Consider the following 19947-nt stretch of genomic DNA (forward strand, 5'->3'; position numbering starts at 1 on the left):
AAGTAGCCTTTGAGGTAAAAAAAACAAAAATAGATGTATTATTAAACAGAGGCACTTCTCTCACATCAAGGTAGAAGGAAAAGGACAACCAACACAAAATGGTAAAAGTAACGGAGTTGAGTTCGTCATGGATATTTTATATAAGGTCCATGCAACGGGAGGCGTACAATCAACCAATCGACGTCATCTGTACCCCCGCGTGAGGGATGGCAGCGGCATCCTTTTGCAATAAAACGCAGTGAAATTGCAAAAGATATAGCGTACAGCCCGACCCGCAGGGGCACGCCCAAACATCAATACCCACCCCGCTTAATCCCCAATTTCAACATTTTCGAAGCCAAAGTCGTAGGCGGAACCCCAAGAATCGCCGCGGCGCCGTTTTCCCCACGTATCCGGCCGTTGCATTTATTGAGCGCGGCAATAATGTGGTGGCGTTCGTTTTCCTCGATGGTACGCTGCTGCCACTCTTTTTCGGGGCTGTAGGGTTGTGACGGATTCTCGGGCAGCGGCAGGCTTTCGATAGCGGTTCCCTTGGCGAGCAATACCGACCGTTCCATCAGGTTTTCGAGCTCGCGGATGTTGCCGGGCCAATCGTACGAGAGCATGCTTTTAAGCGCAAGATCAGAAAGTTGATCGATCGTCTTGCCATTTTTCTTGCTGTAAATCGACGCAAAATGATGGGCCAACAACGGGATGTCGTCTTTGCGCTCCCGCAATGCAGGCAACCGGATCGGGAAGACATTGAGCCGGTAATACAGATCCAGCCTGAAACGGCCCTCGGCGACTTCCTTTTCCAGGTTGCGGTTGGTCGCCGCCACAATGCGTACGTCCACTTTGATGGAGGCGCTTCCGCCCAGTCGTTCCAGTTCTTTTTCCTGGAGCACGCGCAGCAGCTTGACCTGCATTTCAAGCGGCAATTCGCCAATTTCGTCAAGGAACAAGGTGCCTTGGTGTGCCTGTTCGAATTTCCCCACACGCCGTTCGGTGGCACCGGTAAAGGCTCCCTTTTCATGCCCGAAAAGTTCACTCTCGATCAAGGTGGCCGGCAAGGCCGCACAATTGATCTTGACCAATGGTTTTTTGGCCCTCGGCGACAATTGGTGGATGCTGCTGGCGATGCGTTCCTTGCCCGTACCGCTTTCGCCCGTAATCAGGATGGTGGTGTCGGCCGGGGCGACTTGGGCAATGTGGTCAAAAACTTCGAGCAGCAATGGGTTTTTCCCCACGATGCCTTCAAACCCCGATTCGAATGCAAAGGCGACGGGCGACGGGCTGGCTTGGCGTCCCGAAAATCCCTTGTTGTCTTGTGCGAGGATGCTCTCGACCATGTAGATCAAAGGCTCCTGCAACCGTCTGCACATCGTGGCATGCGACTCGTCGAGCGCATCGGGTTTGCGGCTGAAAAACGAAATGTAGAATTTGTCCTTTTCATGGATGGCCAACGGAACGGGCAAGGTCAGGTTGCACCGCATGCCCAGGTGTTCGGCAATGAGCCTTTTCATGGTGGGTTCCTGGGTGGCCTTGCGGAACGAGTAGCCCGAATACAGCGTGATGGCATTGTCGAGCACCGAATGTTCCTGGAGCAATTTGATCTCGTGCGACTTGAGGTTGGACAGGCCCTGAAGGTCATCGATGGTTATTTTGCGGTACTCGTTGAATCCGGTGCGCAGGTAACCCAGCACGGTGTCTTCCTGGCTTTCATGCGTACGGTAAACGGTCAACAGCAGGTCGAATGGAATCAACGGCTGCAACGACTGGCTCACTTTGAGCAACCGCTGTTCCCAGTCGTTCTTGATGCCTGCGATGTCCCTGAGTTGGTTTTGGAACAACTGCTCCTTCCTGATGCTCGACTCTATACCGTGCTCGAGGTGGTAGCCCGCAATCTGCATCATGACCAACAGGTCTTTTTCCCTAAAAGGCTTGACCAGGAAACCATAGGGGTGTGTGGCTTTGGCCGCGTTAAGGATTTCCTCGTTCGAGTTGGCCGACAGGTAAATGAACCCGATGCCCTGCTGCTTGAGTTCCTTGGCCAGATCGATACCCGTTTCCCTTCCCGAAAGGAAAATATCAAGCAGCACCAGCCCCGGACGTTCGGCGGCAATCAATTTTCGCGCATCGGCGGTACTGCGCGCAATCCCCGAAACCGAATAGCCTGCATTTTTGAGCATGATCCGCAGGTGATTGGCTTCTACAAAATGGTCTTCAACGATCAGGACTTTGGTATTGGTATCCATGGGTCAATTTAAAATAGGGTTGGCAATGTCTGGGTCGGGAATGGAAAAATGCATTTCGATTTTTGTTCCTTGGGCAGAAGTAATCTTGAGTTCCGCCTGGATGTCGTCGCTGAGCCCTTGGATGAGCTGGAGCCCGAGCGTATGGGTCTGTTGGAGGTCGAAATCCTCGGGCAGCCCGATCCCGTTGTCCGAGATGGTCAGCGAGAAAGCATCGTCCTGCAGTTTTTTGAGTACAATTCGGATGATTCCCGGTTGGTTGTCCGGAAAGGCATATTTGAGCGCATTGGTGATGGCTTCGTTGAGGATCAACCCGATGGGAATCGAATGCGATATCGGGAATTGGATTTTTTCGACATCGAGCGCAAAGCGGATGTTTTCGTTGTTGATCGAACTCTTGAGGTAGGAAGTCAGTTCCACGATGTACGAAGGCATATCGATCATCGATAAATTTTCTGACTGGTAGAGTTTCTGATGGATCATGGCCATGGCCTCGACACGGCGTTGGCTTTCCGCAATGGCATCGACGGCTTCCTTGCCTTTTAGGAATTCGGTCTGGCTCGCGAGCAATCCCACGACCATGTGCAGGTTGTTCTTGACGCGGTGGTGGATTTCGCGCAGCAGCCATTCTTTTTCCTTGATGACTTTCTCGAGCGATTGGTTCTTGGAAGTAATCTCCTCCTGCTTGACCTGGAGCGCCTGGTTTGACCGCTTCTTGATGCGAAAGCCTTTGTACAACAGGAAAATGATGACGGCCAGAAAAAATACGGTACCGTACATGATGTTCCGCGTCAGGGCGGCCTTTTCGAGCTTGATCTTTTGGTTGACCGCCTCGTTTTTGAGCAACGAGATGTCTTTGTTCTTTTTCTCGGTTTCGTACAGGATGTTGAGCTGGTTGATTTCGTGGGCCTTGGCGCTGTTGAAATTCTGGCGCCGCAGGATGACGTATTTGTGGAAGTTCTTCAAGGCCGAATCACAATTGCCCTGTATCGAATCTCTGAGGTATCCGAAATGGTAATACTCGGCCGTAAAGACTTTCTTGTCGAGCTTTTGGCAGAATTCCCCGAAAAGGGTGTGGTATTTTTCGAAACGCTTGAAATCGCGATTGGCAAGCGAGGCTTCCTGCAATAGGTGATAGCCCAACAGCAATTCGTCGTAGCCTTGCGCGGTCTGCAGTCTTTTCTCGATCGAAGGCAGGTAACGCTTGGCCAATTCGGGCTTGCCCAAAGAATGGTATATCTTGACCATGATCCCGTCCCAGGCCATCGAAGTCGACTCGAGTAGGGCCGGGTATTTTTCGACATAGGTATTGACAAAGGCCAATGCCTCACGCGTGCGGTTTCTTTTGACCAAGGCCCCGGCATAATTTTCTACCAGCATACCGATGTTCTCCATATTCTGGAAACGGATGGCCACGTCGAGCGATTTTTTATAATAAAGCAGGCAGTTGTCTATGTCGGCCATCTCGATGTAGGCTATACCGATGCGGTTGTACACCGTACACAGGAATTCATCTTCCCCAAAGGCGATGGCATTCTTTTCGGCCAAGAAATAATACTCGATGCCTTCCTTGTAATCGCCCAGGTAGCAATAAGTGGAACCGATCAGATCATATACATAGGCAAGCCTTTCATAATGCGCCTCACGGTACAATTGCAAAGCCTTTTTCAATACATCCATCCCTTTGGCCGCATCTCCTGTGATGTGGTAAATGTCACCCATTTCGCGATAGCAGTCGCCTTCACGTTTTTTGTTCGCCGATTGGTGGAACGCATCGGCGGCCTTTTGCAGCAACGGCGGTCTTTGGTCGAGTGGCATGCCCGTGAGCACATTGGTCGACCAATACATGACCCACGCTTCGCCCAATTGGTCGGGATCGGCTATTTTCTGGAATGAGTTCACCGCCAAAGCCGCATACACTTTGCCCAGTTGGTAATTTTTCTTTTCCTGCAAGACCACGGCCAATTGCAGTTGGCTTTGCGCGATGCCTTTTTGGTAGCCGAGTTTTTTGCTCAAAGCCAAAGCCTGCAGGGCCAGATGATGTGATTTGTCAAGCGCGGCTGGGGTGGAGGGTTGTTGGGGCTTGAAGGCCGATTTGCTCAGGGCCAACAGCGAGTCGACGCGGCTCAAATCGCTGCTGTGGTTTTGGGAGGTGGTGATGGTTTGTAAGTCCTGTGCTTTGTCCGACTGCCGGCAACCGGATGCCAACAGTATAAAGAGGACCAACAAAAAAACCGAATTGTTTCTGGGAGCCAACGTATTCATTTGTGCTAAAATCTAAGCCAATTTACAATTTAATACACTGGCCAGCAATAGCCCGCGGTTGAAATGGGCAAGATTGGACCAATCCAACGATATATCGTTGCCTGCATTTCGTTTTCCGACGACATAGAGTCGTCTTAAAAACGATTTATAAAGCTAACGTGTTGATTTTCAATAGGTATTGAATTTTGGCACATTGTTGTTAATGGTCTTGGCAAATCTCTAAATAGCAAGAACATGCCTACCGAAAATTCAAGAACCATCCTTTTCATCACCGGCGCCTTTGTGAGCCACACCATTTGGGACGAATGGAAAATCTTTTTTGAAAGCAAAGGCTATACGACGCTTGCCCCGTCATGGCCCTACAAAGATGCCTGTGCCGAAATATTGCGCAGCCGACACCCTGATCCCGAAGTGGCCTCGATGCGACTCGCCCAATTGGTCGAACACTTCAAGAATGTCGCCATCAGTCTTCCGGAAAAACCCATCATTATCGGGCATTCCATAGGCGGCTTGGTCGCACAGATCTTAAACAACCGGGGTCTGGCCAGTGCCGTGGTGGCCATCCATTCGGTTCCGCCACAAGGAATCTTTACGTTCAAACTTTCTTTCCTGATCGCGGGCTGGGGGCCGCTCGGTCTTTTCACTTCTGCCCAAAAGACCTTCCTGATGAATTTCAGGCAATGGCAATATGCCTTTACCAATGGGATGCCGCTCGAATGGCAGGAAAAAGGATATGAGCAATTCGCAATACCGGAATCCAAACGGATCGTTCGCGATACGACCACCTCGGCGGCCAAGGTCGATTTTGGCAAACCCCACCGCCCGATGTTGTTTGTGGCCGGAAGCACCGATCACACAATTCCGGCCTCGCTCAACAAGAGCAACTATACCAAATACACCCATGCCGATTCTGTACGCGATTATGCCGAGTTCGAACGCAACCATTTTGTGCTTGGGCAGCCCGGATGGCAGGAAATCGCCCTGTACATCGATCAATGGTTGCAGAAGAACAACAGAAAAACGATTTATTAATCCTCCAATCCAATTCTTATGAAAACAATTACTTCTTTTAAAATGGTATTGCTGGTGGTGATTTTAGCCATGCAGTCGGCTCAGGTCGATGCGCAAAACAAGAAATCCACCGGCAGATTGCCCGCAGCTTTGGGCCGCGAAGAATACATCGAGGTCGAGAAAAATGTCAGGCTCCACGTCACCGACCTCGGACAGGGCCAACCCATCGTATTGATCCACGGCTGGCCGCTCAGCGACGAAATGTACGAATACCAATACCAGTTCCTGGTCAAGAAAGGCTTCCGCGTGATCGGGATTACCTTGCGCGGTTTCGGGCATTCGGACAAACCTTATGGCAAATACGATTACGATGTGTTTGCCGATGACATCAAGGTCGTGCTCGACAAACTCAACATCCAGAATGCCGTTCTCGGTGGATTTTCGATGGGTGGCGCAACCGTACTGCATTACACCGCCAAATACAACAACGCCCATGTGGGCAAGCTCGTTTTGTTTGCCGCCGCGGCGCCATCCTGGGCACGCCGACCAGATTATCCGTATGGCACGCCGCCCGAAAACATCAACGGCATGGTGGCGCTCAACAACAGCAACCGCCCGGAATTACTCGGGGTCTTTGGCGGAATTTTCGGGGCGACCGAGAATGCGCTGCCCGCAGGAATCGGTGGCTGGCTCAACAACATCAACCTGCAGGCCTCGTCCTATGCGGCCGAACAATGTCTGCTGTTGCTGCGCGATGCCGACTTGCGTCCCGACATGGCCAAGATCAAGGTGCCTACCGCGCTGTTTTACGGCAAGAAGGACAAGATCGTGCCTTTTGAGCTGGCCGAGGTACTCCACCAAGGCATCAAAAAATCCAAAATCGTTGTTTTTGAAAACAGCGGACACGCGTTGTTTCTTGAAGAAATGGAAAAATTCAACAACGAATTGCTCCAGTTTGCCCAACATTGAATCGACAATCCAATCCTAATTTATAATTACAAAAACCACACATTATGAAAACAAAATTTTCCCAACCGATGCGCAGATTTACTGCAATCCTGATCCTGGCCGCTTTATTGGTCCTGAACGCCTGCACCAAGAAAGACCATGCGCCAACCGACGCCAAAGAAACGACCGCGATTGAAACCAAAGCGGTCCAACCCGCCGATCCGCCTGCGAATTTCAAGCACCAGACCGCATCGGTCAACGGCATCAAACTCCATTATGTCATCGGCGGCAAAGGCGAACCGTTGGTATTGGTCCACGGATTTGGCCAAAATTGGTACATGTGGAACCGACTGCTGCCCGAACTCTCCAAACATTTTACCGTCATCGCCCCCGATTTGAGAGGTGTGGGCGAATCGGACAAACCCGAATCGGGCTACGACAAAAAGACGATGGCTTCCGACATCCACGAACTTGTCAAAAGCCTCGGTTATAACAAAATCAACCTGGCCGGGCACGACATCGGTCTCATGGTGGCCTATGCCTATGCGGCGCAATACGGTCCCGAAGTCAAAAAACTGGCGCTCATGGATGCTTTGTTGCCCGGTGTGGAACCGGTATGGTCGCAAGTTTCGGCCTCGGCCTGGTGGTTTGGGTTCTTCTCTTGGCCGGCCTCGGGCGAAATCGTCAACGGCAAGCAAGCCGAATTCCTGACCAATTTCTGGCCGATGGTAGGGCATGTCAAAGATCCGTTTACGGCAGCGGAAACCGCCGAATTCATCAGGGCCTATTCGGTCAAAGGAGCAACCACCGGTGCTTTCCATTGGTTTGGCGCTTTCCCGCAGGATGGAAAAGACAATGTCGAACTCATGAAGACCAAGCTCAAAATGCCACTGCTGGCCATGGGCGGCGAATATTTTGCGGCGGCATTCCTGAAAGACCATTCCAAACTGGTGGCCGAAAACGTCAGCGAATCGAAAATCGCGGGAGCCGGACACTGGATCGTACAGGAAAATACCGAGCAGGTGCAAAAGGATTTGCTTGCCTTTTTTACAGCCCCATAACCTTGACTTGTTTTGCTTCAATACCTGGAAATCATGAAGAATTTATTTTTAACCCTGGTCCTTTTCACCCTGTTTTCATACGCGCAGCCCAAAGCCGATTTGATCGTGTACAACGCCAAAATCGCGACGATGCTCCAGCCGAATGATTTCAAGGAAGCCATCGCGATCAAGGACGGGCTTGTCCTCGAGACCGGTACATCCAAATACCTGTTGGCGACTTATAAAAGCGCGTCGACCCAAACCATCGACGCCCAAGGCAAGACCATCATCCCGGGACTCAATGACAGCCACATCCACGTCATCCGAGAAGGGCTCAATTACAACGCAGAATTGCGGTGGGATGGCGTAAAAACGCTCAAACGCGCGATGGAAATGCTCAAGGAGCAGGCGGCACGAACCCCGCCGGGCGTATGGATCAAAGTCGTTGGCGGCTGGAACGAATTCCAATTCGCCGAAAAAAGACAACCCACGATGGCCGAGATCAACGAAGCCGTCCCGGACAAACCGGTTTTCATCACCTACCTGTACGGCAAGGCATTCCTGAACCAGAAAGGAATCGAGACGCTCGGTTATACGAAAGACACCCATTATGAGGGCAGCGTGTTGGAACTGGATGCCAACGGCAAGCTGACCGGTTTGATGTTTGCCAAGGAAACGCCCAAGGCCATTTACACGACACTCGGCTTGACGACCAAATTGAATGCGGAAGAACGGCGCAACAGTTCGATCAACTTCAACCGCGAACTCAACCGTTTTGGGCTCACCAGCGCGATCGATGCGGCCGGCGGCGGACAGAATTTCCCGGCCGATTACGCCACCTCGCTCGAATTGGCCAAACAGGGCAAACTCACGCTGCGCATTTCCTACTATTTGTTTGCCCAGCAAAAGGGCAAGGAATTGCAGGATTACGAGAAATGGGTATCCGAAACCCTGCTCAACAAGAACGACAACCTGTTCATGGCCAACGGTTATTCCGAGGAAGGTGCAGGGGAAAACCTCGTCGCTTCGGCTGCCGATTTCGAGAATTTCCTCGAACCGCGCATTGAACTGTCCGAGCAGATGGAAGCCGATTTGGAACCGATCATCCGTTTGCTCGTCAAAAACCGTTGGCCGTTCCGTTTGCACGCGACCTATGGCGAATCGATCGACCGCATGCTCAACGTGTTCGAGAAAGTCAACCGGGACACGCCGTTCAACGGACTGCGTTGGCTGTTCGACCATGCCGAGACCATTACGCCATCTGAACTCGAACGCGTCAAGAAACTCGGTGGCGGTATCGCGGTGCAGTTCCGGATGTATTTCCAGGGGGAATTGTACCAAAAGCTGTACGGTACGCCAAAGACACAAATCCCACCGATCAACCAAATGCTCGACAGCGGCATCCCGGTAGGCATGGGAACTGACGCGACACGCATTTCGACCTACAATCCGTGGATGGCGTTGCATTGGTTGCTGACGGGCAAGACACTCGGCGGCATGCAGTTCTGGCCCAAAGGACAGCAGCTCGATAAGTTTGCCGCGCTCGCGTTGTATACCTCGGGCAGCGCCTGGTTCTCGGGAGAAGAACAACTCAAAGGGAAACTGGCCAAAGGGATGTATGCCGATCTGGCGGTACTTTCTGCCGATTACTTTTCGCTCCAGCCGGACGACATCCGAAACATCGAATCGGAGCTTACGATCGTCAATGGAAAAGTCGTGTATGCCGCCCAAGATTTCAAGGCGCTTTCGCCCGTCGCCGAGGAAGTCATCCCAACCTGGTCTCCGGTCAAATATTTTGGCGGTTACCAGCGGTAAATCAACACCACAAAAATGCACATCCGATGAAAAAAATGATACTGTTCCCGTTGCTGTTGATGGCCACTTTGGCCGTGGCGCAACAGTACCCGAACTTCAAGCCGTTGCGCTACGATGAGAATTATGCGGTGCTTCAAAACGATACGGTCCACAACGATTGGTACAAGACGATGAAGTTTGTATCGTTGTCGGCCACGCGGAAAACCTACCTGAGTTTTGGCGGCGACATCCGGTTCCAGTATTTCTACGCCAAGAATGAAAACTGGGGCGATGAACCCAAGGATGCCGATGGGTATGTCTTGTCGCGTTACCTGTTGCATGCCGATTTTCACGCCGGAAGCCATTTCCGCGCTTTTGTGCAACTCCAGAGCAGCAATGCCGATGGCCGCAACAACCCGAGCCCGGTGGACCAAAATCCGCTCGAGTTGCACCAGGCATTTGCCGATCTGGCATTTGGGGCAGACCAAAACCGATTGCTTTTGCGCATCGGAAGACAGGAACTGGCCTATGGCTCGCAAAGGCTCATCGCGGTCAGGGAAGGGCCAAACAACCGCCAGTCTTTTGACGCCATCAAATTGTCGGGAAGCAAAGGACGGTATACTGCCGATCTGTTCTACAGCCATTATGTGCTGGCCGAAGACGGGATTTTCGACGACACCTCTAATGATCAAAAGCAGTTTTGGGGCGGTTACCTGGTCATCAACCAGTTCCCGTTGTTTAAAAATGCCGATCTGTATTACCTCGGTTACCAAAGGGCACATGCCACGTTCAATGACGGTTCGGGCAAGGAACTGCGCCATTCCGTCGGATTGCGGCTGTGGGGAAAGTCGGGCAACTGGCGCTATGACGGCGAGGCGGTCTACCAGTTTGGCGGTTTCGGAACCCAAAACATCAAGGCATGGACAGCCTCGCTCAATGCGGGCTATCGTTTTGAGCAGTTATGGCTGCATCCCGAAATCGGGCTCAAGGGCGAAGCCATCAGCGGGGACAAGAATGCCGGCGACCAGACCCTCGGGACATTCAATCCGCTTTTTCCGCGTGGGGCTTATTTCGGCTTGGCTGCGGTGATCGGGCCGTCGAATTTGGTCGATGCGCATCCGTCGGTCAATTTCGAACTGAGCAAAACCATAGACTGGATCATCGATTACGACCTGTTCTGGAGGTACAGTTCAAACGATGGAATCTATGCGCCCAATGTGTCGCTGATTTATCCCGGCGATACAACGACGAGCAAGGAAATCGGGCGGCAGCTCGAAACCGAAATCATCTGGCAACCCAATCCATACCTGTATTTCCGTGTCGAGGCGACCTGGTTTGAAGCCGGCGATTACCTGCAGGCTTCGGGTGCGGGAAAGAACATCTTTTTTGCGGGAGCGACCGCGCAACTTCGATTTTAAATGTAACATTCAACCACTTTAAAAAACTACATCATGAAAAAAATTATCTTATCTGCAGTCGTAGCTTTGGCTACCTTGTCGGTCTCGGCACAAAAACCGTCTCCGGCACTTTTGAATCCAACGAACCATTCGTTGCTGCTCATCGATTTCGAAGGCCAGATGGCCTTTGCCACCCACAACATCCCGATGGACCATTTGCGCACCAATGTGGCGATCATTTCGGGCGCCTCCAAAATTTTCAAGGTCCCGACCGTGGTCACTACGGTGGCCGAGAAATCGTTCAGTGGTCCGGTATTCCCCGAAGTACTGCAATTTTACCCCGATGTGTCGACCTATATCGACCGCACAACCATGAATACCTGGGAAGACCTCAATGCCTACAAGGCCATTACCGGAAAAGGGAAGAAGCGCATCGTCATGGCCGGACTCTGGACAAGCGTCTGCATCGTAGGCCCGGTTTTGTCGGCGCTTTCCGAAGGGTATGAAGTGTACATCATCACCGATGCCTGTGGCGATGTCTCGGAGGAAGCCCACGAAATGGCCATACAGCGCATGATCCAGGCCGGAGCCAGGCCGATGACCTCGATGCAGTACATCCTTGAACTGCAACGCGATTGGGCCAGACAGGAAACCTACAAACCCGTCAACGATTTGATGCAGCAATACGGCGGATCGTATGGCATCGGGATCCAATATGCGCGCGAAATGCTCAAGCATTAAGACATGAAAAAGAGGCTATTCATTTGGTTGATGCTCTGGGCATTTCATTGGACCCATGCCCAGGGCACCCCAACCGCTTTGCAGGAAACCGAGACAAAAAGGGCCGTGGAGAACTTCTTTGTACAGTTTGGGAGCAAGAATCCGGATCAGATTGCACAGTGCTTCTCGGAACAGGTCGACTGGTATATTTTCGAATCGACCCAATTTCCATGGACCGGTAGACGAACCCAACGGTCAGAAATCCCCAAGGTTTTTGAAACGCTGTTTTCCTATTTTGTCGATGGGCACGAAAAATTTGAGCTTCAGGATTTTCTCGTCGATGGCGATCAGGCTGCGGTATTTGCCCAATTGGGCCGGCGTTTCAAAAACAGCGGAAAAGACTTTAGCATGTTGGTCGCCCTGCATTTCGTTGTCGAAAAAGGGTTGATCAAAAAATTTTACCTCTACGAGCAGACAACGGTTTTGGAAAAAGCCTACAAGCAATGACGATAGTTGTACTGTCAAAACCAAACCCTAAAACCAATAGTTATCATGAGCACAAGACGTGATTTTATCAAGACAACTGGCCTTGCCGCCGCGGGAATGGCGACCAGCCAACTCTCTGCACTTTCATCCCATAACCCAATGGCAAAAGACCATGCTGCTCCCAAAAGCAAATGGCTGGATGGATCCAGGTTGGTCGTTTCGATCTCGATGCAATTTGAGGCCGGCGGACAGCCCGACAACGCCGAAAGCCCGTTCCCGCAAAATATGCAAAAGGGGTATGTCGATTTGCCTTCGGCGACCTGGTACCAATACGGCTACAAGGAAGGTATTCCGAGAATGCTGGACAATTGGGACAAGCACGGTGTACAAGTGACCTCGCACATGGTCGGAACCGCCGTGCTCAAGAATCCTGCACTGGCCAAGGAAATTGTGCAAAGAGGGCACGAAGCCGCGGCGCATGGCATGAGTTGGAGTTCCCAATATGCCCTGCCGTATGAGCAAGAAAAGAAATTCATCGCAGACGGTGTCGAAGCCGTCAAGAAAGTGACCGGATTTACCCCCGTCGGCTACAATGCCAATTGGCTCCGGCGCGGCGAAAATACGTTGAAGATCTTACAGGAATTGGGTTTTACCTACCACATCGACGATTTGAGCCGGGACGAACCGTTCCTGATCAAGGTGAATGCAAAAGACTTTACCGTGGTGCCTTACACCTTGCGATGCAACGACATTGTACTTATCGAGGGAAAAAACTTCTCTGCCGACCAGTTCTTCCACCAGGTCAAGGCCGAATTCGATCAATTGTACCTCGAAGGTGAATTCAGCCGCCGCCAACTATCGATCAGTTTCCACGACCGTATTGGCGGAACTCCGCAGATGGTAAAAATGACCTCCGATCTTTTGGATTACATCAAGAAACACCAAGGCGTGTCGTTCAAACGCAAGGATGAAATTGCGCGCATGACACTGCAGGATCCTTCGTCCATTCGGGAATAAGGCCGATGCGGTCGGATCGAAACAAACCCCAATCCGTTCAAATACCTATGGAACGAATTGGGGTTTTAAATGGCTTCCTAAAGTTATTGCTGGGATAAAATCTTTGCCTCTGTTCGTGCCAGCAGACGCGCACGCCCAATGGATAACCCCGTTATTCCTTTACAAATTTTCCGACCCAATTGCCTTTGTCCGTTTTCAAGACCACTTGGTAAATCCCGGAATTGAACGAAGAAGTGTTGATCGACGCATAGCTGGAATCGTCATAAACCCGTTGCCCGAGCATGTTGAAGATGGCACATCGGACGACTTTGATCGAATGGTTTGGGGGCAACTTGACATGGAGAACGTCTTTGGCCGGATTCGGATACAGCGTAATTTTATTTTGGTAGGCGGCCATTTCCTCGATGCCGAGACAACCCACCTCGATGTGCAGTGCCATTGTAACGGTCGTGCCGCATTCGTTGGTCATCTCGCAGACATAATCGCCCGAATCGGCTGCCGTGATGCTCGGGAAATTCAAAATGGCGGTTGTTTGCGAAGGGACAATTTGGTCGTTCTTTTTCCAGACGTACGAAGTCGCGTTGGTGTTTTGGACATCAAACGAAAAAGGCGTGTCGACGCAAGGCTCAAACGTGTCGGTTTCGAAAAAATGATACGAGGGTTTGCGGCAGACCTCGATCAGGTTCTGGACCTGGGGAGATTCCAGGATGTTAACGCTCTGATTGGTCGTCGGATTGAACCTGAAGATCCCGCGTTTGTGGCTGCCATAGAGGTTGCCGTCTGATCCTTTGAGCAAGGTACCTTGCATCGCCCCGCCGGCTTCGTCCCAAGTGAAATCGTGCAGTACCGTCATGGTGCCGGTAGGAATGTCGTATTCATATAAGGAACCCATGATCGATCCTTCGGGGGTCTGGGCGTTGTAATATCCTGATAAAAGGCCATACAACTTACCGTTGGCGCCAAGGGTCAGTGGACCCGGCAAATAGCCATTGGTGTCTATATCGAAATCTATCTTTTTGGTATACATATTTGTGGCAATATTGTATTCAAACAAAATACCGCTGCCATAAGGGGCATTGGCCGTTGCCCCATAATGGATGCCGCCCAAAGCGGTCGTGCCGTAAAGTTTTCCGGCTACGCCTTCGACGAGGCCCCCTGTTGGCGCCCAGCCTTCTTCGGTTGGTACGCAGTAAAACGGATGTAAAATAGTGAAGGAGTTGTTTGCAGGATTAAATCTTGCAATGGCCCCGAGAAACGGACTTGAATCAGGACATGACGATAAACGACGGGTGGTGCCATAAATCATCCCGTTTGTCGCTTTCATAAGTTCGCCGGTTATTTCGTTCTGATGGTTATTGAAATTGGGTATTTGCGCGCCAAACGATGTGGCTTCTGTAACCAAGTTGTATTTATAAATGGATCCATATCCCGAAGTGGTTCCATAAAGGACTCCCGCATTTTCTATAACGCCTGCTTTTGGCACCGTTGCCGTAGGAAGCGGTTCGGTTCCAAAAAAGGTTAGGACATTGAACGTATTCAGGATTAAATCATACTCAAATAACACTCCGGCACCATCATGGAGACTGGAATTGGGTATGGAAAATCCGCCTCTAGAGGCTGTGCCATACAATTTACCATTGGAAGCGAGAAACAACTTTTCAAGTTCGTACGGCAGTTTTCCGTTGATTGAATCGAACGTATGTACGATGGTTTCGTTTTGCCCGTCAAAATCAACTTTTCGGATGCTTCCATGATTTGCTGGGAAGCCCGGAATATCGGAGTTATAACCGGTATACAGCCACCACAGTTCTTTCTGTGAAAAAGCAGAAAATGAGACAGATAACGTCAGGGTTAATAAAATTATTTTTTTTCTCATAGCGGCAACATTAGATTTAGGATTGGTAAAAATAAGAAAGTTTTGACCGCGAAGGGCCAAAACTTTCTGCAACTTAAAAAAGCGCTTATTTTACCATCATCTGTCGGGCTTCCTGTTGGCCGTCCACTTTGAGGATTACGAAATAACTGCCTTTGGCCAAACCGGCATGTTGGATGTTGTTTTCCCCTTCATGCAAGCTGTAATGGGCGATTTCTTTTCCATTCTGGTCGACGAGCGTGGCCGAAGCGTTGTCCCTGATGGCATCCACCTGGATCATAAAATTGCCGTCGTTCGGGTTCGGGAATATTTTCACCCCGTTGATCACGTCTTTCGTATTGCCCGATTGGTTCGGATTGGCCTGTCTGAGGCCATGCGTACCGAAACTGGTCGCGCACATCGTCAATGGAGAACCATTGAAAGTCGTAAGGGCACATACCGAAGTAGGAGCCGGGCCAGGACCGCCGATCAACAATACATTGCCGGCAATGATCACGTTAGCTGAAGGTACTGCTGCCGCACCGTTGATGGTCCATGAGGAGGCCGTTCCGCAGCTTAAAATGTATTGGTCGAAACCACCTGCTGATGGGAAAGTATTCACCACCAGATAGGTGATGAGTAAGCTGGCCTGCGCGCTGTCGCATCCGCCGGTTCCTGTACGCTTCACCTTCAAGGTTACCGAAGCGCCGGCCGAACCGCTAGTAAAAGTCGGGTTGGAAGAATTCGGGTTGGCCGTGATCGACCATCCCGGAGCCAATGACAAATCCCAAACATAGCCCGTTGCAGCTACCGGGGTCACCGAAATCGAAGTGATTCCGGCGGTCGACTTAGGCACGCAAGTAGGTGAAGTCCCTGTAAAAACAGGAGCCGCCGGTGGAATATTGAACGCGATGCTGGTGTTGTTCGAGGTACAAGACGTTGAACTGTGCGAAGTGGCGACAAGCGAGAAAGCGCCCGATGCCGTACCCGGCGTTACGGTAGTGGATGAGTTTGGCGCTACACCGTTGGTTACCGTTGGGCCGTTGGCCACTATCGGGCTGATGGTCCAAGTGGTGTAATTTCCGATGGCGCTGGTTGGCAACGAATAATTCGCGGCAGCCGTAAGACAGGCGTTAGCAGGTGTTCCCACTATGCCCAGACTTGGCACAAGCGTACGGTTGATTTGGTAATTGAATTCAATAGGATTACAAGCACTTGTGATTTTTAAAGTGAGTTTACCCGGGTTGTTGTCGGTATTGAAGTTGATGTTCAAAACCCAATTCGATCCTACCAATGATTGGCTCAGTATCCATGCACCATTGGTCGAGGTCCACTGATAAGTTTCACCGGCTACTACTGGAAAAGAATAGGAAGTACTTGCTAGACCTGTTGCGACGCAGTTGGATGCAGGTACCTGTGTCAAGGTTGGCGTTATCGTCGGTGCCACAGGGACAATCCGGATGTTTTTGTTTGAACAGGTGGTGTGACTGCCCCCTGCATCTCCGTCCCATACATTGGCGCGTCCGTAGCAGCAGGTTAGCGTAAACGGCGTAACGGTAGCACCGGTAGTAAAGGTAATCGAACTTTTATCGGCCGAGTTGTAGATGTCGAATGCCCCGGCAGGAATTCCGCTCCAATAGTATTTGTCAAAGCCAATTGCATCATCGGCATTGTCGCTCGCAATCTGGTCAACCGAATAAGTATAGGTTTTATTGGGCTCCACGCAATCAGGTCCGATGATGGGCGGAACTACACTTGGCGAAACCGTTGTATAAACCTTGAAAATCTCAAATGTGATTGAATTGTTGCACGGCGGGGCACTGTAAGTTACCGTAACACGGCCTTTGCTGCGTCCCCATTTGGTGTTGGAAGTGGGCAATAATGGGGTAGGTCCTTCCGCAGCCCTCAATCTTCTGTTGTAAGATTCAATGTTAAGCGGAGAAGTGGCACCTGCGCTGTAAACACCCGCTGCCGGTGGTACATTGGCCGTCTGTACCGAAATGTCACCCCATAAGGTCCATCCTAATAATGTAGTGCTGTTGGGAACATACGTGAAATTTCCGCTTGCTCCGCTGTTATCGAAAGGATCGGTCATGGTGACGATTCCGCCGTTGCCGACCCTGCCGCCCAAGCCCGTTACGGCTCCGGCTCCGGTACCCGCCACGACTACATTACAGGTTGCCGGTACTTGTATAACCGGCTGTGCCACGCCAATGGTGGCAAAAAGCAGGGTAATGGCCAAGGCCAGTTTGATCTCAAAGTGTGTTTTAATGTTTTTCATACTGGTTAAATTTTAAGGTTCAATTAAATCGCCATGATGGCTTGTTACTTAGTCATAGAAAATCGGATAGCCGCAGGGTTCCTCGGGTTAATAAAACCATCCAGTTGACTTTGCCATTGCAGAACCCTTTTTGACAATTGGCGAAGGCAACCAAACTCCGTTAGTTACAAATTAACTGGCGATTAAATGCTTGAATAACAGTGGTGTAGAAGTGATAGACAAATATAGCCGTTGGTCGTTTTTCGACTGTACCGGGATATACTGATTTTACAGGCGGTTGCGGCCTACGTGTAAATACCAAGAACAATGCTGTGGCTTGGGAACATTTTGGAAACCATTGGATAACAATCAAATGAAACGGGACTGTCGGGAAAGCAAAATGTACAAAAGCCAGAAAATACTTCGCGTTCTGAGCAGCAATAGTGTTCATAATACGTACATTTGTCAGGATTCTCAGTATAAATACCTAGATAAATACGTATTTACAGGTATTTTTTGATGCCTTAAACTGATGTAGCTTTCGGCTTATTAACCAAATAAATCAACTATGTCAGCAGATCAAAATTCGGGATCCATCATCAGTAAAGCAGAAGCCCAGACGTACATCAACGCCTTCAAGGCCAAATATCCACAGGAAGTGACGGCTTTTTTTGTAGGATCGGTCAATGTAGAATTGATCCTCAACCAAGCGGAATGCATCGGAATCCGTATTTACAACGGGTATAATGATAAAGAGTCAAAAATGAACCAGGTACTCGTCGGTGTCAATGCACAGCAACAGGACATGGACAAGGGCATCATCATCGAAAGGCTCTACACCTGTCCGCCTTATTGTCCACCGGGCGGCTTAATGGATTAAATTCGCTATGTTTCAATACTTTACCCACTTCACGCTAGCACTTGGAATGGTTCCGCTGGTGGTCTTCACGACAAACAGGAAAAGGCAAAGTATGGAAACGTTTTATTTTTTTCCGTTTATACTGCTGCTGGCCCTATCGACGGTTTATGAGTTGGTCTTTACGCTGTTGCTCCAGCGAAATGTAAACTTCTGGTTTTCGTTTTACCTGCTGCTTGAATTCTACACGCTCTCTTATTTTTTTCTCAAGTTGTTGGGCCATAAAATCCTGTGGACGATTTTTTCCACGGCTTATTTGGTTTTGTTTGCCGCCTTGTACTTTTTCCGCAATGACCACAATGAACTGGTGCTCGACGGATATTTGTCGGCTTTTACATTGGTCTGTATGCTGGTCTACAGCATCATGTGGCTTTTAAAGATCGTCCAGCAGCCGACTGAAAAAAGCTTGGGCGGGAATCCGCTTTTTTATTACATTGGCGGAATGCTTCTGTATTTGACGGGAACCTTGTTCCTGTTCCTGATGGGGCATGTGATTTATTTGAAAAGCCGAAGTGATTTCCAATATTTTTGGCTTTTGAATGTAGGGTTTAGTTTCCTGTTCAGGATTTTAATCATCATAGGGATTTGGAAGGATCGCAAAATATAAACGTTGTCTTTTGGCTCGGCACCTGCATCATGCTGTTGTTCGCTTTGGGCTTGATCGCTGTGGTTTTGGCCTATCAGCGTCATTTATTTAAGATCAAGAAGAAAGAAGCGGCACTGATGCTCGAAACCGCATTCGTCAGCGAAATGAAAGAAAGGAAACGCGTCGCGGCCGATTTGCACGACAGTGTGCTCGGTGATTTGGGCGCCATGCGGGTTTACCTTTCCATTTTGAAGAAAGAATACGGCAGCAGCGATTTGTTCCAGGAATTGGACGAAGCCATCGTGCAGGCCCTCGAAAATACCCGTTTGATTTCACACAACCTGATGCCGCCATTGCTCGAGAGCCAAGGTTTCACCGCCGCGCTCGAGGAGCATTTCCAGCGGTTATCCGTAAAAACACGTATCGCATTCCAGGTGTCGTCTTCACCTGAACTGACCATCGATCCGTTGCGGTGGTATGCGCTGTACCGGGTCGTCCAGGAATTCGCTAACAACATTGTCAAATACAGCGGGGCCAAAACGTGCCGCGTTGTGCTCCGCGACGAATCGGGAGTGCTGTTGCTCACGATTGCCGATGATGGCAAGCCCTATGACTTTGCCCAGTGTCTCAAAAATTCGCAAGGTCTCGGACTGCAAAACATCAAATCAAGGCTCGAAACGATAGGCGCCAGCTTGCAACAAATACCGGTGCCAAACGGGAACGAATTTACCATCACACTAAAAATGTAAGGGATGCTCAGGATCGCCATTGCAGATGACCACCGACTGTTCCGAAAGGGCCTGGCCGGGCTGCTCAATAGTTTTGAAAATGTATCGGTCGTGCTCGAGGCCGAAAACGGGCTGAAACTTCTCGAATCGATGGAGTCCATTCCCATAGACCTGTTGATCACCGACCTGCAGATGCCGCAAATGGATGGCTTTGAAACCTGCAAGACCGTCCGGCAACTGTATCCCGAGGTCAAAATCCTCGTAGTTTCCCAACTCACGACCAAAGAAGCCATTTACCAGATCATGCAAATCGGGGTGCACGGTTATTTTTCAAAAGATTCCAATCCCGACCAGCTTCAGGAAGCCGTCTTTAGCATCCGGGACAAGGATTTTTATTTCGGGCAGGAATTGGGCGCGGTGATCCGCGAGGCGATCCTGTGGGAAAAGAAAAACAAAAACCAATCGGTCAAGCAGGAAGCGGCCCTGACCAAACGCGAGATAGAAGTGATCCAGATGGCCTGCAAGGAATACAGCAGCCTGGAAATCGCCGAGAAATTGTTCATCAACGTAAGGACGGTCGAGACCCACCGAAAAAAAATCATGGAGAAGACCGAATCCAAAAACTTCATTGGTGTGGTCTTGTATGCGCTCAAGCACAACCTGGTTCGGATGGAGGATTTGTAATTCCTGCTGCTG

16 protein-coding genes are annotated in these 19947 nt (G+C 50.3%); 12 read left to right on the forward strand and 4 right to left on the reverse strand.

What is annotated here, in order from left to right; all coding sequences use genetic code 11:
- Positions 1 to 293: 293 nt before the first annotated feature.
- Both QM717_RS09245 and QM717_RS09250 read right to left on the reverse strand, forming a co-directional pair.
- On the reverse strand, positions 294 to 2234 hold the full coding sequence (locus QM717_RS09245; protein WP_415037085.1) for a sigma 54-interacting transcriptional regulator: 1941 nt from the start codon (positions 2232 to 2234) through the stop codon (positions 294 to 296).
- 3 nt (positions 2235 to 2237) lie between these two features.
- Positions 2238 to 4460 carry a histidine kinase dimerization/phosphoacceptor domain -containing protein gene (locus tag QM717_RS09250; RefSeq protein ID WP_415037087.1) on the reverse strand — a complete coding sequence of 741 codons (2223 nt, stop codon included), beginning with the start codon at positions 4458 to 4460 and terminating at the stop codon, positions 2238 to 2240.
- 270 nt (positions 4461 to 4730) lie between these two features.
- Between QM717_RS09250 and QM717_RS09255 the strand changes: the two genes are divergently transcribed.
- From QM717_RS09255 to QM717_RS09290, 8 genes are read left to right on the forward strand one after another with little or no spacing between them, the layout of a single operon-like run.
- The gene (locus tag QM717_RS09255) at positions 4731 to 5528 is read left to right on the forward strand and encodes an alpha/beta hydrolase (RefSeq protein ID WP_415037089.1); all 798 of its coding nucleotides are present in this window, start codon (positions 4731 to 4733) and stop codon (positions 5526 to 5528) included.
- Between the two features lie 18 nt (positions 5529 to 5546).
- Positions 5547 to 6476, forward strand: coding sequence for an alpha/beta fold hydrolase (locus tag QM717_RS09260; RefSeq protein WP_415037091.1), 930 nt, complete (start codon positions 5547 to 5549; stop codon positions 6474 to 6476).
- Positions 6477 to 6520: 44 nt separating this feature from the next.
- Positions 6521 to 7516, forward strand: coding sequence for an alpha/beta fold hydrolase (locus QM717_RS09265; protein ID WP_415037093.1), 996 nt, complete (start codon positions 6521 to 6523; stop codon positions 7514 to 7516).
- A gap of 33 nt (positions 7517 to 7549) precedes the next feature.
- Entirely contained in the window at positions 7550 to 9310 is a 1761-nt protein-coding gene (locus QM717_RS09270) for an amidohydrolase (protein ID WP_415037095.1), read from the forward strand.
- 26 nt (positions 9311 to 9336) lie between these two features.
- Complete coding sequence (locus QM717_RS09275; protein ID WP_415037097.1) at positions 9337 to 10707, forward strand: alginate export family protein; 1371 nt, start codon at positions 9337 to 9339, stop codon at positions 10705 to 10707.
- A gap of 33 nt (positions 10708 to 10740) precedes the next feature.
- Positions 10741 to 11427, forward strand: a complete 687-nt coding sequence (locus QM717_RS09280) for a hydrolase (protein WP_415037099.1) — start codon at positions 10741 to 10743, stop codon at positions 11425 to 11427.
- Between the two features lie 3 nt (positions 11428 to 11430).
- Entirely contained in the window at positions 11431 to 11913 is a 483-nt protein-coding gene (locus tag QM717_RS09285; protein WP_415037101.1) for a nuclear transport factor 2 family protein, read from the forward strand.
- A gap of 45 nt (positions 11914 to 11958) precedes the next feature.
- Complete coding sequence (locus QM717_RS09290) at positions 11959 to 12909, forward strand: polysaccharide deacetylase family protein (protein ID WP_415037103.1); 951 nt, start codon at positions 11959 to 11961, stop codon at positions 12907 to 12909.
- 151 nt (positions 12910 to 13060) lie between these two features.
- On the opposite strand, the gene QM717_RS09295 is transcribed toward QM717_RS09290, so the two are convergent.
- Together QM717_RS09295 and QM717_RS09300 are read right to left on the reverse strand one after the other, a co-directional pair.
- Positions 13061 to 14785 carry a T9SS type A sorting domain-containing protein gene (locus tag QM717_RS09295; RefSeq protein WP_415037105.1) on the reverse strand — a complete coding sequence of 575 codons (1725 nt, stop codon included), beginning with the start codon at positions 14783 to 14785 and terminating at the stop codon, positions 13061 to 13063.
- 85 nt (positions 14786 to 14870) lie between these two features.
- Positions 14871 to 17042, reverse strand: a complete 2172-nt coding sequence (locus tag QM717_RS09300; protein ID WP_415037107.1) for a T9SS type A sorting domain-containing protein — start codon at positions 17040 to 17042, stop codon at positions 14871 to 14873.
- Between the two features lie 547 nt (positions 17043 to 17589).
- Between QM717_RS09300 and QM717_RS09305 the strand changes: the two genes are divergently transcribed.
- The 4 genes from QM717_RS09305 (at position 17590) to QM717_RS09320 (ending at position 19935) form a co-directional block, all read left to right on the forward strand.
- Positions 17590 to 17901, forward strand: coding sequence for a hypothetical protein (locus tag QM717_RS09305; protein ID WP_415037109.1), 312 nt, complete (start codon positions 17590 to 17592; stop codon positions 17899 to 17901).
- 91 nt (positions 17902 to 17992) lie between these two features.
- Entirely contained in the window at positions 17993 to 18544 is a 552-nt protein-coding gene (locus QM717_RS09310; RefSeq protein WP_415037111.1) for a hypothetical protein, read from the forward strand.
- On the forward strand, positions 18523 to 19272 hold the full coding sequence (locus QM717_RS09315) for a sensor histidine kinase (RefSeq protein WP_415037113.1): 750 nt from the start codon (positions 18523 to 18525) through the stop codon (positions 19270 to 19272). The genes QM717_RS09310 and QM717_RS09315 overlap by 22 nt, the downstream gene beginning before the upstream one ends.
- Positions 19273 to 19275: 3 nt before the next feature.
- Positions 19276 to 19935 carry a response regulator gene (locus tag QM717_RS09320; RefSeq protein ID WP_415037115.1) on the forward strand — a complete coding sequence of 220 codons (660 nt, stop codon included), beginning with the start codon at positions 19276 to 19278 and terminating at the stop codon, positions 19933 to 19935.
- The last annotated feature ends 12 nt before the right edge of the window (positions 19936 to 19947 follow it).

Origin of the sequence: Flavobacterium sp. (assembly GCF_047602195.1) — a bacterium.
Classification (GTDB): Bacteria; Bacteroidota; Bacteroidia; order Flavobacteriales; family Flavobacteriaceae; genus Flavobacterium.

Coding starts and splice junctions, on each gene's coding strand:
- QM717_RS09245 (WP_415037085.1), bottom strand. CDS start 2,234: ATGGATACCAATACCAAAGTCCTGATCGTTGAAGACCATTTTGTAGAA.
- QM717_RS09255 (WP_415037089.1), top strand. CDS start 4,731: ATGCCTACCGAAAATTCAAGAACCATCCTTTTCATCACCGGCGCCTTT.
- QM717_RS09260 (WP_415037091.1), top strand. CDS start 5,547: ATGAAAACAATTACTTCTTTTAAAATGGTATTGCTGGTGGTGATTTTA.
- QM717_RS09265 (WP_415037093.1), top strand. CDS start 6,521: ATGAAAACAAAATTTTCCCAACCGATGCGCAGATTTACTGCAATCCTG.
- QM717_RS09270 (WP_415037095.1), top strand. CDS start 7,550: ATGAAGAATTTATTTTTAACCCTGGTCCTTTTCACCCTGTTTTCATAC.
- QM717_RS09275 (WP_415037097.1), top strand. CDS start 9,337: ATGAAAAAAATGATACTGTTCCCGTTGCTGTTGATGGCCACTTTGGCC.
- QM717_RS09280 (WP_415037099.1), top strand. CDS start 10,741: ATGAAAAAAATTATCTTATCTGCAGTCGTAGCTTTGGCTACCTTGTCG.
- QM717_RS09285 (WP_415037101.1), top strand. CDS start 11,431: ATGAAAAAGAGGCTATTCATTTGGTTGATGCTCTGGGCATTTCATTGG.
- QM717_RS09290 (WP_415037103.1), top strand. CDS start 11,959: ATGAGCACAAGACGTGATTTTATCAAGACAACTGGCCTTGCCGCCGCG.
- QM717_RS09295 (WP_415037105.1), bottom strand. CDS start 14,785: ATGAGAAAAAAAATAATTTTATTAACCCTGACGTTATCTGTCTCATTT.
- QM717_RS09300 (WP_415037107.1), bottom strand. CDS start 17,042: ATGAAAAACATTAAAACACACTTTGAGATCAAACTGGCCTTGGCCATT.
- QM717_RS09305 (WP_415037109.1), top strand. CDS start 17,590: ATGTCAGCAGATCAAAATTCGGGATCCATCATCAGTAAAGCAGAAGCC.
- QM717_RS09310 (WP_415037111.1), top strand. CDS start 17,993: ATGGAAACGTTTTATTTTTTTCCGTTTATACTGCTGCTGGCCCTATCG.
- QM717_RS09320 (WP_415037115.1), top strand. CDS start 19,276: ATGCTCAGGATCGCCATTGCAGATGACCACCGACTGTTCCGAAAGGGC.